This is a genomic window from Streptomyces sp. GbtcB7 (genome assembly GCF_019091445.1).
GTDB lineage: Bacteria > Actinomycetota > Actinomycetes > Streptomycetales > Streptomycetaceae > Streptomyces > Streptomyces mirabilis.
In genome coordinates, this window is record NZ_JAGXJM010000011.1 from 182,812 (window position 1) to 196,598 (window position 13,787).

The window sequence follows — 13,787 nt, forward strand, 5'->3', positions numbered from 1 at the left end:
TTGAGGGGACGGGCGCCGATGCACTTGCCACGCGTCCCAGCAGACCCGCAGTACCGGGCCGGAATCCTGCTGATGTCGAGGCACTGCCGACCACTGGGTCGGGGGGCGCGAGATTCAGTCCTCAGCGGACGCGACGCGATGGCGGCTGAACATGGCCGATCTGCCGTCCTACGACCGTGCCAGGGCGTTTCGTCTGCTGGTCGCACTGTTCGCCATCGCGGACACCCGTCGGCGCGAGCGCTACTGCGTCGGCGGGTGCAGCCATGAGTGGCACCAGCCGGCCGCTAGCGAGGATGCCGGGCCGGCCCCTACATGAGCATCCTTCGGTGGGAGCCACACCGACGGGATTCGCGGCCGTCCTCAGCGCTCGACGAAGCAGGGCTCCCACCATGTGCTGATCGGCTCGCTGGAGGCAGAGTAGATCTCCAGGAGCGAGAGGTACCCGTCCTTCGTGAAGACCATCACTCCGGCATCCTCCGGTTCGGCGTACCAGGCGTCCTCTGTGCTGCGGATCTCTCGGGCGAGCGGAGTCACGTCGCTGATGGCCACCGTCCACTCGTCCGCGTAACGCCCAACGGCCTCGCCGGAGAGGCCGAGTTGGAGTGAGCGGTACGTCGGGGGCGCAGGTGCAGATCACGCTCGGGGTCCCACTGGACACGGGTCGGTGCGCGCTTGAGTTGACCTTGCCAGGTGCTGCGGTCGGGGTGCAGCCCGCGCACGTAGCTCGACAGGCAGGCGTGGCGCAGTGCCCACTCGAAGCCGTCGCGGGTGATCTCGATGGCCAGGACAGTCTCCTGCCCGGCCTTCGTCGCCCAGCCGCAGCGGTACATCATCCACAGAAAGGACGGCTTGATCCACGTCAAGCCTCGTGCACAGCCCTTACAGCCCTTACAGCCCTTGGAGTCCTCCTCCGGTGGGCAACACCTCAGCCCTATTCTGAGCTCCATGAGCGATCGTGACTTCACCGGCTTCCGCGGCACGGAGTTCGAGCGCGCGGACATGACGGGGGCGCGGTTCACCACGGTGAGCCTGAACGGGGCGACGTTCCGGGCATGTGAGTTCAACCGAGTCGTGATGCGCGGTGTCGAGATGGTCGACGTCACCATCGACGGCGAGATCCACAACCTCGTCGTCAACGGGGTCGACGTCGCGCCGTTGGTGGAGGCCGAGCTGGACCGCCGCTACCCCGACCGCCTCAGGTTCCGGCCTGCCACCCCCGAGGGGTTCCGGAAGGGCTGGGATCTCAACGAGCGGCTATGGGAGTCCACCGTCGCGCGGGCGCGCCGGCTGCCTCCGGAGAGGCTGCACGAGTCGGTCGACGGCGAGTGGTCGTTCATCCAGACCCTGCGACACCTGGCGTTCGCGACCGAGTCGTGGGTCGGCCGCTGCGTCCTGGGCGATCCCAGCCCTTGGCACCCACTGTCCCTGCCGTGGGACCAGATGGGTCCCCGGCCGGGAGTGCCGTGCGACCGTGACGCGCGACCGTCTCTCGACGAGGCGCTCGACCTGAGGCTGGAAGCGATGGCGATGATGCGGCAGGTGGTTGAGAGCCTGACCGACGAGCAGTTGGACAGCCGGACCGAGCCGCTCGTGGGTCCCGGCTGGCCGGACGAGGGCGAGACCTTCCCCGTCCGCGAATGCCTGCTGGTCGTCTTTGACGAGGAGTGGTGGCACCGCATGTACGCCGAGCGTGACTTGGCCGTTCTCGAGGAACGGGGCTGACGCCGTGAAGCTCGTTTTCACCGGCCGGATGATCGAATGGCGCGGGCCGTCACCGTACTACTTCGTCCCCGTGCCGGACGAGGAGTCCGCCGACATCCGCGAGGTGGCCGCGCTGGCAACGTACGGCTGGGGCGTGATCCCGGTCGAGGCCCGGGTCGGAGAGGTCGCCTTCAGAACGTCGCTCTTCCCCAGGGGCGGCGGCTACCTACTGCCGCTCAAGAACGCCGTGCGTAAGCCTCAGAGCCTCTCGACAGGCGACGACGTGACCGTGGAGTTGACCGTCTGTCTGTAGCTCCGGGCAGTCGGTGCGGCGTATGCCAGGTCCGTTCTTCAGCCACGCGAAAGAGGTTGTGAAGGCGGCTTGATGACCTACGTCAAGCCTCGCTCACAAACCCTCGCCAAGCGGAGGCAGACGCGGGCTGACCCGCTCTGGAAGCGGCGCTCACGACAGGATTGGTCCAGCCCGGTGAGGTCTCGGCGCTGCTTCCTCGGCTCTGGTCCGTGCTGCGTGTCCACGGAGACAAATGACTGCCTGTCGCGACAGCAAGAGTCTGCCCGGCGGGCGGGAACCCGAATGCTCGAAGCTCCGGAGTGGTGGGAGTGGAAGTTGCGCCACCCCGGCCCCGTCTCGCACTGGAGGGGGCCAGGGTGGCCGGCAAGGGCGGCCGCGGCCTTGTCAGAGCCCCGCGAGCGCTTTGTCTATGCGCCGGAATGTTCCTTCGTGCGTGACCCATCTGCTCAGGGTCTCCAGCTCCGTCCGTGCTGTCCGGTCCCCGATCAGGGCCAGGGCGACGATGCCCGCCTCGGCCACTTGAGGCGAGCGGGGAGCGTTTCCGGACCGATGATCCAGGGAGGTCTCGACGAGGCCGACGAGGGTATGGGCGGTGTCCGGCCGAGGCGGAAGGAGGGAAAGCATCCAGGCGAGTCCACGCAGCACGTGGGAGTTGTAGGGGTCGAAATACGCGTTCACATCGAACAGGAGGTGCGGATGGCCGAGAAGCGGGATGGTTCGATCAAGATGAGCCAACTCCAACCACCTGTGCACTGCTCGTCGCGCCTCCTCCGGGCCAACGGCGTCCAGAAGGGCTGATCCGGTCCTTCTCCACTTCGCCGATGGTGCGGCGGCCGTCGCCGGGGCCGCATGCTCCAGCAGCCGCTGCCACGGCTCCCCTCCGGCAGATGCTTCCCGGAGAGCAGTGTCGGCCCACGGCTCACCAGGGTTGAGCGCCGGACCAGGGAAATGGGACAGCAAGTTCTGCATTCCGGGTTCCTTGCCGTTCGCGGCCGCATGCGTGCGACGGAAACCCGGCAGGTGCGCCGCCGCACTGGTGCGCCGGAAGGCAGCCAGGACGGCCGGGTCGGGAGTACGCCCGGCTGCGAGTTCCGCCTCGGCCAGTTCCCAGATCCGGTGGAACGACCAGATGAGGTACTGGTCCCTCAACCCGGAGAGGAGTTCCTGGCGTTCGGCGGCCAGCAGGTCCCCGTCAAGGCCGCGGACGACTCCCGAGGCGGCCATGAGCAGTTCGGCGCGGAGGTAACCCGGATCCCGCCTGAACTCCCCGGCCGACCAGATGTCTTCCACGTGGGCGTACCAACGGGCCCATGTGCCGGCGAGCTCCAGCCGGTCCTGGTCGGGCAGTGCCCGCAGGAGCTCCATGTTCTCCACTCCCACACCCGTCATGGCGCCGTTGTTGCAAGCGGCCCGCATGATGGCGCGGGACAGCTCTGGTAGATCGCCGTGCTCGGCCAGAATCCGGTACTGAGCGGCCTGTTCTGCCAGAACCTGGGTGTTCCCCATCCATCTGCTCATGGCCGGCAGAGTAGAAGGGGGCACTGACACCGACTCGTCGCCCACGGCTGGAGGGACTCAGGCGCTCTCCCGTGTACGAAAGGCGTCCATGCCCCCCGGACGCAGGCGACGACAGGAGTCTGTCAACGCGGCTTGATGATCCACGTCATGCGGTCCCGCTTCCACCCGGCGGGGAAACGACCTTGGCGCACCGCGGGCAGGCCGATCTTCGGGGAGTACGCCTGGTAGACGGTGATCGTGGACTCTGCGTAAGCCGCTCGGATCCCGCGCTGTGGTTCTTGCATGGCGTACAGCGTGGGGTTGGCAGGTTCAGGTGGCCATGGATTTTTGCGTATGTCGTGGTGGCGTCCCCTGCCTCAGCGGGCGTGAGGCCAGGTAGGGACCTCGCCGGCAGCACGGCCAGCACGTTCGTGGCCGCTGCCGCGCATCGGTGGTTCGGCCTCTTCGGTGAGGCAGTTCGGCCGTGGCATCGCGCGAACGGCGATCGACGCCACGCCCGATCGAGCCGGACCCAGGCCGGTCCGGCCCGCAGTACCCGTCCGTCTTACTGCTTGAATGATGCTGCTGGTGGTACGGCTCAGCCCGGTAGGAGTCGCTCCCCTCCCACAGCCAGGAGGCAAGGGCTGTGTGCGCGGGACATGCCCCTTGGACGACCGGCACAGCCGACGCGCGAGGGGCACGCCCCGATATCCACTCGCTCTGACCAGGCAGGCGTCCTACTCTCGGCCCATGGGCAGCCCTCTAGTAGCCATCCTCAGTGGCGCAGGTATTTCCACCGATTCCGGAATCCCCGATTATCGCGGGCCGAACGGACTGTGGCGGCGCAATCCCGAGGCCGAGAAGCTCGTCACGTACGAGTACTACATGGGCGATCCGGAGATCCGGCGGCGGTCCTGGCAGATGCGACGCAAGAACCGCGCCCTCCAAGCCGAGCCGAACGCCGCGCACCGGGCCGTGGCGGACCTGGAGCGCGCCGGCGTGCCTGTACGGGTGATCACCCAGAACGTGGACGGACTGCACCAGCTCGCCGGCATGCCCGCACGCAAGATCCTCGAGCTGCATGGGACCGCGCGGAGTTTCGTCTGCACCAAGTGCCACAAGCGGGGCCCGATGGAGGACGCGATCGCCCGCGTCGAGGCCGGTGAGGACGATCCGCTGTGCCTGGAGTGCGGCGGCATCCTCAAGTCGGCGACCGTGATGTTCGGCGAGCGGCTCGACCCTGTGGTCCTCGGCGAGGCGGTCGCCATCACCAAGGCGTGCCAGGTGTTCATCGCCGTCGGGAGCAGTCTGCAGGTGCAGCCCGCCGCCGGGCTCGCCGGTGTCGCCGCCGATCACGGAGCCCGGCTGATCATCGTCAACGCCGAGCCGACGCCGTACGACGACCGGGCCGACGAGGTCGTACGGGAGCCGATCGGGACCGCCCTGCCGAAGCTGCTGCGCACCCTGGGCGAAGAGAGCTAGAAGAGTGCCGTGCCGCTCTCGAAGTCCAGCAGGCGCTGCTTGCGGTCCAGGCCGCCGCCGTATCCGGTGAGGCTTCCGTTCGCGCCGACCACGCGGTGGCAGGGCACGATGATGCCGATGGGGTTCTTGCCGTTGGCGAGGCCGACCGCGCGGGAGGCGCCCGCGTTGCCCAGGGCTTCGGCCAATTCGCCGTACGAGCGGGTCTCGCCGTAGGGGATCCGGCGCAGCTGACCCCAGACGCTGCGCTGGAAGGGGGTGCCGGACATCCGCAGTTCGAGGGTGAACTCCTTCAACTCGCCCTCGAAATAGGCCGTCAGCTGGTCGGTGACCTCGCCGAAGGGCGTGTCGTCGCGTTCGCCGAAGGTCTCCTCCGGCGGGCGGTGGCGTTGGCCGACCATGTAGAGGCCGCACAGGACGCCGTCGTCGGCGACGAGGGTGAGGGGGCCGTACGGGCTGTCGATGACCGCGTGCTGTTTCACAGTTCGTACCTTCGAGTCGCTTGAAGCCATCTGCATGTGCTTGAAGTCGCTTATACGGGGAGGAAGTTGATCGGGTGGCTGTCCGTCGCCCACAGGTACTGGACCGCGTACGCCCGCCACGGGCGCCACGCCGCCGCGCGCGCCGTCAGGGCGGCGGGGGTCGACGGCAGGCCCAGCTCCTGGGCCGCGCGCCGGATCCCGAGGTCGGTGGGGAGGAACGCGTCGGGGTCGCCCAGGGCGCGCATGCCGATGACGTCGACCGTCCAGGGGCCGAAGCCGGGGAGGTCGAGAAGGCGGGCGCGGGCCTCGGCCCAGTCGCTCTCCACTCCCAAGTGGAGGGAGCCGTCAGCGAGTTGGCGTACGAGCGTGGTGAAGGTGGTGCGGCGGGTGCTCGGCATCGCGAGCGACGACGGGTCCAGGGCCGCGAGCGCCTGAGGGGAGGGGAAGAGGTGGGTGAGGCCGCCCTCGGGGTCCTCGACGGGTTCGCCGTGCGCGGTGACCAGGCGGGCCGCGTGGGTACGGGCGGCGGCGGTGGAGACCTGCTGGCCCAGGACGGCCCGTACGGCGAACTCCGCCTCGTCGACCGTGCGCGGCACCCGGCGGCCGGGGGCCTTCGCCACCAGGGGCGCCAGCACCGGATCCGTCCGCAGCTGGTCGTCGACGGCGACCGGGTCGGCGTCCAGGTCGAGCATGCGGCGGCAGCGGCTGATCGCGACGGGCAGGTCGCGCAGGTCGCTGAGGGTGAGGCGGCAGGCGATGTGGTCGACGTGCGGGGTGAGCCCGACGATCCCGTGGCCGTAGGGCAGGCGCAGGGTGCGCCGGTAGGCGCCGTCGCGCCACTCCTCGACACCGGGTACGGCGGTCGCCGCGAGGTGGCCGAAGAGGTTGTCGGGGTTGAGCGGGGCGCGGAAGGGCAGCCGCAGGCTCAGGACGCCCGGTGTGGCCGGGGCGCGCTTCTTCGGCACCCGGTCGCGCAGCTCGCTCGGGGCGAGGGCGAAGACCTCGCGCACGGTGTCGTTGAAGGTGCGGATGGAGGAGAACCCGGCCGCGAAGGCGATCTCCGCCATCGGGAGCGTGGTGGTCTCGATGAGCAGCCGGGCGGTCTGGGCGCGCTGGGCCCGGGCGAGCGCGAGCGGTCCCGCGCCCAGCTCGGCCAGTAGCTGCCGCTCGACCTGGCGGATGCTGTAGCCGAGCCGGCCGGCCAGCCCCGGAACGCCCTCGCGGTCCACGACCCCGTCGCCGATCAGGCGCATCGCGCGGGCGACGAGGTCGGCTCGCTGGTTCCACTCGGGCGAGCCGGGGCTGGTGTCCGGACGGCAGCGCTTGCAGGCCCGGAACCCGGCCTGCTGGCAGGCCGCCGCGCTCGGGTAGAACGTCATGTTCTCGGGTTTCGGCGGCACCACGGGGCAGCTCGGCCGGCAGTAGATTCGCGTGGTCAGGACCGCTGTGAAGAACCATCCGTCGAAGCGCGCGTCCTTCGACTGGACAGCGCGCACACAGCGCTCCATGTCGGTGTGCATCCCATTCCGCATGCCTCAAGCATCGGGCACCCGCGAGGCCGGGGCTGGCGAGAATCCGACATCAACCTCACAGCGTCCGAGGTCGGCCTCCGTCCGGCCGACGCCATGCGGACTCCCGCAGCAGCCGCAGCCCGTTCAGCCCGACCAGCACCGTGGAGCCCTCGTGGCCCGCGACGCCGAGCGGCAGCGGGAGGTGTCCGAGCAGGTCCCACAGGACGAGGACCGTGATGAACGTACCCGCGCTGGTCGCGGCAAGTGTGGTGGCCGCGAGGAAGTTGTTCGCCGGCTTCAGGGCCTGGGCGAGCCCCGGGCGGTCGCCCACCCGGGTGGCGGCGGTCGCTCAGGGCGGCGAGGACCGGGCTCGACACGGGCGCAGGCCTCGTCGCTTCCGGCGTACATCACGGCGAGGGTGCGGGCCCGGGCGCCCGCCACACCCCCGGACACCGGGGCATCGACGTGGGCGACCCCGCTCGCGGCGAGCAGCGCGGCGACGGACCGGGCGGCGCTCACCCCGATCGTCGAGGTGTCGACGACGTGGGTGGTACGGCGGCCGGGGGCGGCGACGATCTCGCGCGCCACCGCCTCGGACGCCGTGCCGTCGGGAAGGCTGAGCACCACCACGTCCGCCCGGCGGGCGACGTGGGCCACGTCGGCGGCGTGGACGGCACCCGGTGGGGTGCGCCGCGGGCCCGCGGCGTCGTGGGCCACCAGGTCGAGGCCGGCCCCGAGCACGTTCGCCGTCAGCGCCCCGCCCATGTTGCCGAGGCCCACGAAGCCGACCGTCACCGGTGCCTCCCCGGCCGTCACGCTCCCTCACGCTCCGCCCGTACGGCCTTGACGCCGTGCCGGGCGGCGACCGCGGCGGGCACGCCGCAGTAGGCGGAGATCTGGAACAGCATCTCGTCGATCTCCTCGTCGGTGCCGCCGGTGCGCGGTGAACTGCTCGCGTGCGCGTAAATGAAGATTCCGCGAGGAAACAGAGGGGCGTCGGGGAAACAAACGGGCGTCAGGCCCTGCCCCGGCAACCCGACCCGGAAGGGTCAGCGGGTCTCCTCGCCCTGGGCGATCTCCACCTCGTGGTGGAAGGTGAGGACGCCGGTCGCCGCCGCGGAGGCCGAGACGGTCGCGCAGGCGACGAGGAGAACGGCGATCCAGGAGGCGGCGCGGGGGCGGCGCCCGGGAGCCGCGAGAAGGGCCGCGACCCGCTGGGGTACGGGTCCGGTGGTCGCGGCGGCGGCGAAGTCGGGGCGGGTGGAGCGGGCGGCCGTGGTGGCGAGGGCGGCGCGGGCGATGGCGCGCGCGGTCAGCCGCCGGTCCCCCACCGCCGTGGCGGCGGCCTCGTCCGCGGCGCGCTCGGCGGCCAGCGCGATGCTGTCGCGGACCGCGCGCAGCCCGGGGTGGCAGTGTGCGGCAATCTCGGCCGCGACGAGGAAGCGGTGGTGGTTGCCCGCGTTGTGGGCCCGCTCGTGGGCGAAGAGCACCTCGCGCTCTTCGGGACAGAGGCTGCGGAGCATCCCGGTGGTCACGACGATGCGGTGCGGACGGCCCGGCAGCGCGTACGCGTCCGGGTGGGGCGATTCGATCACGCACAGGTCGCCCGCGGCGGGTCGGCGGTCGGCCTGGCTGCGGGCGCTGCGGAAGGCGCGCAACTGGCGCAGGGCGGAGCGTACGAGGGTCGCGGCGCCGACGGTCAGGAGGCCGGTGGCCGCCGCCGCCAGCGGCAGGACGATCAGGTTCGACGGGGTGCGCAGGGGGTGAACGAGGTCACCGAGGCCCGCCAGGACCGGCAGCTTGAGCAGACCGGTGAGGAGCAGCGCGCCGAGCGCGGCCACGGAGGCGCCGGCCAGCACGAGGACCGTGAGGGTCAGTGCCCACAGGGCGGCGACCGGAGCGAGGCGGTCGAGGCAGCGGCGGGCCAGCCCCGGCAGCGCGAAGGGCAGCAGAAGCGGGATGAGCAGCGGAATGATCAGCAGAGTGGTCATTACTCACCCGATTCTAGTGGCTCACCCGATTCCAGAAGATCACGCAGGAGGCGCTCGTCGTCGGGGCTGAGCTGGGCGACGAACCGGGCGAGCGCCGTCTCCCTGTCCTCGTCCCGGTCGAGCTCGGTGTGCATGCGGCGGGCGGTGAGGCCGTGCGGGTCCTGGACGGGGAAGTAGGCGAAGCCGCGGCCCTGCCGCTCCCGGCCGACGATCCCCTTCTCGTGCAGCCTCGACAGGATCGTCGTCACCGTCGTACGGGCCAGCCCCGAGCCGAGCTCCGTCTGGACGCGGCCCGGAGTCAGGGGTGCGCCGGCGGCCCAGAGGGCGGCCATGACGGAGGCCTCGAGCTCACCCGCCGGTCGGCGTTCGTCCTTCGCGCTGGTCATGGGAACGATCCTCACCCCGGTATCGTCTACAGTTCAGTAGACCGTCTACAGGATTGTAGTCACTCGGGTGCCGTCACGACTGCGCCCGCCCGTCCAGTATGAGAGGGCTCCCGGCGATGGCCGCACCTTTGTTCGCAGCGTCACAGCTCGGATCACAGCTCGGGTCGGAGCTGGCGGTGAACATCCTCAGCGCCCAGTCACTGCTCGCCGCCTTCGGTGTGCTGGGTGTCGGCGTGGTGATGTTCGCGGAGACAGGGCTGCTGATCGGCTTCTTCCTGCCCGGTGACTCGCTGCTGTTCACGGCGGGCCTGCTGTGCACGGGGTCGGGCCACGGCGGACTGAAGCTCTCCCTGGGGCCGCTCCTGGTCTGCGCCGCCGTGGGCGCGCTGGCCGGCTCCCAGTGCGGCTATCTCATCGGACGCAAGGCGGGCGGCGCGCTGCTCGCCCGCAGCGGCTCGCCCCGGCTGCACGAGGGGGCCAAGCGCGCCGAGGAACTGCTGGAGCGGTACGGCCACGCGAAGGCGATCGTGCTGGCCCGCTTCGTCCCGGTCGTGCGCACGGTGCTGAACCCGATGGCGGGCGCCCTCCAGGTCCCCGCCCGCACGTTCACCGTGTGGCAGGTCGTCGGCGGTCTCGTCTGGAGCATCGGCCTCACCCTCGCGGGCTACGCACTGGGCTCGTCGATTCCGAACGTCGACCGCTATCTGCTCCCGATCATCGCCGTGATCGTCATCGTGTCGCTGATCCCGCTGGCCGCCGAGTTCCGCCGCTCCCGCAAGGCCGCGGCCACGACCGCGGAGAAGGGTGCCGAGGGATGATCCTCGCGTTCAACGGGTCGTCGATCGACGGCTCCACCTACACCTACGTGGTGAATCTCGCCCATGACTCCCCGTCCTGGCTGGACAGCCTGGTGTCCGCCTGGTCGACGTACGGGCTGGCGCTGTTCGCCGTTCTCATGCTCGTGGGCTGGTGGCAGGCGCGTCGCAGCAGCGCCCAAGCGGCGATGGTCGCGCTCGCGGTGCCGGTGATCGTCGTCGTGGCGTTCGGGGTGAACTCCCTACTCAAGATGGTCGTACGCGAGGACCGCCCCTGCCAGAGCCTGCACGTGAAAACGCTGGAGGCGTGTCCTGCGCCGGGCGACTGGTCCTTCCCCAGCAATCACACGGTCATCGCCGCCGCGGCCGCCGTGGCCCTGCTCTACGTCTCCCGTCGCCTCGGCACCATAGCCCTGCTGGGCGCCTGTCTGATGGCCGTCTCCCGGGTCTGGGTCGGCGCGCACTATCCGCACGACGTGGTCGCCGGTGTCCTGGTAGGCACGCTGATCGCGATGCTGCTGACGACTCTCCTGCGCAGACTCTCCGACCCGCTGGCGGGCCGGCTGACGGACTCGCGGCTGCTGCGGCCGTTGCTGGTCTCGGCGTAGGCCTACGGCTACGGCTACGGCTACGGCTACGGCTACGGGGAACAGGCAAGCACCCTTCCGGAGCGGCTGAAGGAGGACCATGCGGCACACGATCCTGGTTGTCGAGGACGATCACGCCCTGCGTGACGTCCTGCTGCGCGGGCTGCGCGAGGAGGGCTTCGACACCGTGCCCGCCCCGGACGGGGCGACCGCGCTGCGGCTGGCCGGGGACGACGTCGACGCGGCCGTGCTGGACGTCGGGCTGCCCGACGCGGACGGGCGGGACGTGTGCCAGGCGATCAGAGCCAATGGCTTCCTCTCGCCCGTCATCTTCCTGACCGCCCATCACCACCTCACGGACCGGCTGGCGGGCTTCTCGGCCGGCGGCGACGACTATCTGCCCAAGCCGTTCCACCTGACGGAGCTGGCCGCCCGGCTGCGGGCGGCGCTAAAGCGCAGCGGACCGCTCCCGGCCACCACGGCCGGGGACCTGGTCCTGGACCCGGTCGGGCACAGCCTCACCGTCGACGGCACCCGGGTCGGCCTCACCCCGACGGAGTTCCGGCTGCTGGCGGCGCTGATGGCGGGGTCCGGGGACATCGTCCGCAGGCGGGAGCTGATCAGGGCCGGCTGGCCGGAAGGCGCCCAGGTCAGCGACAACACGCTGGACCAGTATCTGACCCGGCTGCGCCGCAAGCTCCGGGACGGCGGCAGCGCACTGGCCATCACCACGGCGCGCGGCATCGGCCACCGGCTGTCATGAGGGCGTTCGCCTCACGATGGTGGCCGCGCACCCTGCGAGGCCGGCTCTCCCTGGTCGCGCTCACCACGGCGACGATCCTGATGGTGATCCTCACGGTCGCGTTCAACACGGTCGTGCGCCGTCACCTTCAGCACCAGGCGGACGACGAGCTGCGCACCCGGGCCGCCGCCGTCGCCGCGACCGTCGTCACCGACGGCTCCCGGGTGCGGGTCCTGGAGACCCCGGGCGAGGAACTCCTCGACACGAACGTGTGGATCTACTCGGGCGGCCGGCTGCTCGAGAAGCCCTCGTCCGCCACCGCCACCAGCCCGCTGACCCGCGCCGCCGGCCGGCTCGTGGCGCGCGGTGCCCGGCACTGCGTCACCGTGCACAGTCACGGCGAGGTACGGCTGTGCTCGCGCCCGGTGCCCGGTGGCAAGGGCGCCGCCGCCGTCGTCACCGCACTGGACCTCTCCCCGTACCGCGGCTCGGCCGACACGATGCTCTTCGCGTCCCTCGCCCTCGACGCCGCGATGCTCGCCTGCACCTACGCGCTGACGCGGCTGGCGGTGGGCCGCGCCCTGCGTCCCGTGCGTTCGATGACCGAGCACGCCACCCAGTGGAGCGCGATAGCCTCCCAGGAGCGCTTCGGCGCCGTGACCCGTCCCACCGAACTCGCCCAGCTGGGCGGTTCGCTGGACGCCCTCCTCGACCGCATCCGCGCGCTGCTACGGCACGAGCAGCAGCTCACCCGGGAGCTGTCGCACGAGCTGCGCAACCCGCTCGCCCGGATCATCGCCGAGCTCGACTGGTGGGGAGCCCGTCCCCGCTCCGACGCCGACACCAAGGCCACCCACGCGGCGATCGCCGACGCGGCCCAGTCCATGCGCACGATCTGCGACACCCTGCTCGACGAGGCCCGCGACAGCGCCGCGACCGCGCCCGGCACCGCCGACGTGCTGCCGGTGCTGCACCGCCTGGTGGACCGCCTCGGCCCCACGAAGGTGGGCGTGGAGGTCGTCGTCACCGCCTGCGACGCGCGGTTGTCTGCCGGGGTGCCGGACGCCCTTCTGGAGCGCATCGTCAGCCCGCTGCTCGACAACGCCCTACGGCACGCGCGCACCCGGGTCGAGATCCTGGCCCGCGCTCGGCCCGGCGGCGTACGCGTCGAGGTCGGGGACGACGGTCCCGGCGTACCGGCGTCGTTCGCGGCGCAGCTCTTCCAGCCCGGCCGGCGCGCCGATCCCGAGGACGGACACGGCGGGGCGGGCCTCGGGCTGCCGCTGGCGCGACGCCTGGCCCGCTCCGCCGGCGGGGAGGTGGACCACGACGGTCGGCGATCCTCCGGCGCGACGTTCGTGGTCACGCTTCCCGCGGGTTGAGCACGTCGTCCCGTCTGAAGACCTCTGCTCGCGGCCCCTACTGGAGGCTGAGCTCCCGCTCGGACGCGGTGACGTCCTTGCGGGTCATGGACAGGTACACCACCAGAGCGAGGATGACCGCGAGGAACAGCACGCTGGTGACCGTGGTGCCCAGGCCCAGGCCACCGTCGCCGGTCGGCTGCGAGAGGTAGTCGCCCATCGAGGCACCCAGCGGGCGGGTCAGGATGTACGCGGTCCAGAAGCTCAGCACGGCGTTCAGGCCGAGCGCGAAGTGCGCGACCGCCACCGCGGCGATGGCAAGGCCGAAGAGGATCGCGGAGACCCAGTATCCGAGGGCCATCTTCTCCGCGACGAGGTCGCCGGCCGAGGTGCCCAGCGCGAAGGTGAACAGCACGGCCAGCCAGTAGTAGGCCTCGCGGGACACGGTGTCGATGCTGTGGATGGACAGCGTTCCCTCGCGGCGGTACCAGATGGCGAAGACGACGGCGAGGGCGACGGCGAACACGGTGGTGCAGGTCGTCAGCGACACGCCCAGGTTGTCGGTGAGGTTGTCGCTGATCAGCGTGCCGACGACGCTGATCAGGGCCACGGCGAACCAGTACACGCCGGGCCGGTAGGCCTTCGTGCGGAACTGGACGACGAGGACCCCTATCAGCAGCGCGCTCATCAGCAGCGACACGCCGGTCAGGCCCATGCCCAGGTTCGAGTTCAGGAAGTCCGCCGCGGTCTCGCCGACCGTGGTGCACAGCACCTTGATGATCCAGAAGTACGCGGTGACCTCGGGAACCTTGTTCCAGCGGAGGCGGTGGCCGGGGGCCGCCCCACTGCGGACATAAGCCCCGGGCGTCTCAGAAGTCTCAGTCATGAGGCCGACCCTGCCAGCGGGACCCTGAACACATCC

At 70.9% G+C, this 13,787-nt stretch carries 17 protein-coding genes and 2 pseudogenes; 8 read left to right on the forward strand and 11 right to left on the reverse strand.

Annotated features, from left to right (window positions below; genetic code table 11):
* Window positions 1-151 precede the first annotated feature (151 nt).
* A complete protein-coding gene (locus KVT44_RS58130; protein WP_254649603.1) occupies window positions 152-316 on the forward strand; it encodes a DUF5958 family protein in 165 nt (54 codons plus the stop codon).
* Between the two features lie 188 nt (window positions 317-504).
* Here KVT44_RS58130 and KVT44_RS19845 read toward each other — a convergent pair.
* Window positions 505-929, reverse strand: a pseudogene (locus KVT44_RS19845) (DUF4291 domain-containing protein); the annotation flags it as partial.
* A 16-nt stretch (window positions 930-945) separates the two neighbouring features.
* Between KVT44_RS19845 and KVT44_RS19850 the strand changes: the two are divergent.
* Both KVT44_RS19850 and KVT44_RS19855 read left to right on the forward strand, forming a co-directional pair.
* Window positions 946-1,722, forward strand: coding sequence for a DinB family protein (locus KVT44_RS19850; protein ID WP_217567974.1), 777 nt, complete (start codon window positions 946-948; stop codon window positions 1,720-1,722).
* A 4-nt stretch (window positions 1,723-1,726) separates the two neighbouring features.
* Entirely contained in the window at window positions 1,727-2,014 is a 288-nt protein-coding gene (locus KVT44_RS19855) for a DUF1905 domain-containing protein (RefSeq protein ID WP_190168033.1), read from the forward strand.
* A 384-nt stretch (window positions 2,015-2,398) separates the two neighbouring features.
* Here KVT44_RS19855 and KVT44_RS19860 read toward each other — a convergent pair whose 3' ends face one another.
* Together KVT44_RS19860 and KVT44_RS19865 are read right to left on the reverse strand one after the other, a co-directional pair.
* A complete protein-coding gene (locus KVT44_RS19860) occupies window positions 2,399-3,532 on the reverse strand; it encodes a hypothetical protein (protein ID WP_217567975.1) in 1,134 nt (377 codons plus the stop codon).
* A 128-nt stretch (window positions 3,533-3,660) separates the two neighbouring features.
* Window positions 3,661-3,816: pseudogene (locus KVT44_RS19865) on the reverse strand (DUF4291 family protein); the annotation flags it as partial.
* A 445-nt stretch (window positions 3,817-4,261) separates the two neighbouring features.
* Here KVT44_RS19865 and KVT44_RS19870 point away from each other — a divergent pair.
* Entirely contained in the window at window positions 4,262-4,993 is a 732-nt protein-coding gene (locus KVT44_RS19870) for a Sir2 family NAD-dependent protein deacetylase (RefSeq protein WP_190168031.1), read from the forward strand.
* On the opposite strand, the gene KVT44_RS19875 is transcribed toward KVT44_RS19870, so the two are convergent.
* Genes KVT44_RS19875 through KVT44_RS19905 form a run of 7 tightly spaced genes read right to left on the reverse strand, consistent with a single transcriptional unit; the run spans window position 4,990 to window position 9,360 of the window.
* A complete protein-coding gene (locus KVT44_RS19875; protein WP_217567977.1) occupies window positions 4,990-5,472 on the reverse strand; it encodes a methylated-DNA--[protein]-cysteine S-methyltransferase in 483 nt (160 codons plus the stop codon). The genes KVT44_RS19870 and KVT44_RS19875 overlap by 4 nt on opposite strands.
* A gap of 50 nt (window positions 5,473-5,522) precedes the next feature.
* On the reverse strand, window positions 5,523-7,004 hold the full coding sequence (locus tag KVT44_RS19880) for an AlkA N-terminal domain-containing protein (protein ID WP_302832070.1): 1,482 nt from the start codon (window positions 7,002-7,004) through the stop codon (window positions 5,523-5,525).
* 55 nt (window positions 7,005-7,059) lie between these two features.
* Window positions 7,060-7,314 carry a hypothetical protein gene (locus tag KVT44_RS19885; RefSeq protein ID WP_217568057.1) on the reverse strand — a complete coding sequence of 85 codons (255 nt, stop codon included), beginning with the start codon at window positions 7,312-7,314 and terminating at the stop codon, window positions 7,060-7,062.
* Entirely contained in the window at window positions 7,281-7,799 is a 519-nt protein-coding gene (locus KVT44_RS19890; RefSeq protein ID WP_217567978.1) for an NAD(P)-binding domain-containing protein, read from the reverse strand. Before KVT44_RS19890 ends, KVT44_RS19885 begins: the two co-directional genes overlap by 34 nt.
* On the reverse strand, window positions 7,796-8,017 hold the full coding sequence (locus tag KVT44_RS60035; protein ID WP_217567979.1) for a carboxymuconolactone decarboxylase family protein: 222 nt from the start codon (window positions 8,015-8,017) through the stop codon (window positions 7,796-7,798). Before KVT44_RS60035 ends, KVT44_RS19890 begins: the two co-directional genes overlap by 4 nt.
* A gap of 15 nt (window positions 8,018-8,032) precedes the next feature.
* Window positions 8,033-8,974 carry a M48 family metalloprotease gene (locus KVT44_RS19900; protein WP_217567980.1) on the reverse strand — a complete coding sequence of 314 codons (942 nt, stop codon included), beginning with the start codon at window positions 8,972-8,974 and terminating at the stop codon, window positions 8,033-8,035.
* On the reverse strand, window positions 8,974-9,360 hold the full coding sequence (locus KVT44_RS19905; protein ID WP_075029680.1) for a BlaI/MecI/CopY family transcriptional regulator: 387 nt from the start codon (window positions 9,358-9,360) through the stop codon (window positions 8,974-8,976). The genes KVT44_RS19900 and KVT44_RS19905 overlap by 1 nt, the downstream gene beginning before the upstream one ends.
* A 116-nt stretch (window positions 9,361-9,476) precedes the next feature.
* Between KVT44_RS19905 and KVT44_RS19910 the strand changes: the two genes are divergently transcribed.
* The 4 genes from KVT44_RS19910 to KVT44_RS19925 all read left to right on the forward strand — a co-directional run bounded on the left by KVT44_RS19910 (window position 9,477) and on the right by KVT44_RS19925 (window position 12,886).
* Entirely contained in the window at window positions 9,477-10,178 is a 702-nt protein-coding gene (locus KVT44_RS19910) for a DedA family protein (RefSeq protein ID WP_164331836.1), read from the forward strand.
* Complete coding sequence (locus KVT44_RS19915; RefSeq protein WP_217567981.1) at window positions 10,175-10,783, forward strand: phosphatase PAP2 family protein; 609 nt, start codon at window positions 10,175-10,177, stop codon at window positions 10,781-10,783. Before KVT44_RS19910 ends, KVT44_RS19915 begins: the two co-directional genes overlap by 4 nt.
* A gap of 79 nt (window positions 10,784-10,862) precedes the next feature.
* Complete coding sequence (locus tag KVT44_RS19920; protein ID WP_190168026.1) at window positions 10,863-11,525, forward strand: response regulator transcription factor; 663 nt, start codon at window positions 10,863-10,865, stop codon at window positions 11,523-11,525.
* Window positions 11,522-12,886, forward strand: coding sequence for a sensor histidine kinase KdpD (locus KVT44_RS19925; protein WP_217567982.1), 1,365 nt, complete (start codon window positions 11,522-11,524; stop codon window positions 12,884-12,886). Before KVT44_RS19920 ends, KVT44_RS19925 begins: the two co-directional genes overlap by 4 nt.
* 37 nt (window positions 12,887-12,923) lie before the next feature.
* On the opposite strand, the gene KVT44_RS19930 is transcribed toward KVT44_RS19925, so the two are convergent.
* Window positions 12,924-13,751 carry a hypothetical protein gene (locus KVT44_RS19930; RefSeq protein WP_217567983.1) on the reverse strand — a complete coding sequence of 276 codons (828 nt, stop codon included), beginning with the start codon at window positions 13,749-13,751 and terminating at the stop codon, window positions 12,924-12,926.
* Window positions 13,752-13,787: the final 36 nt, after the last annotated feature.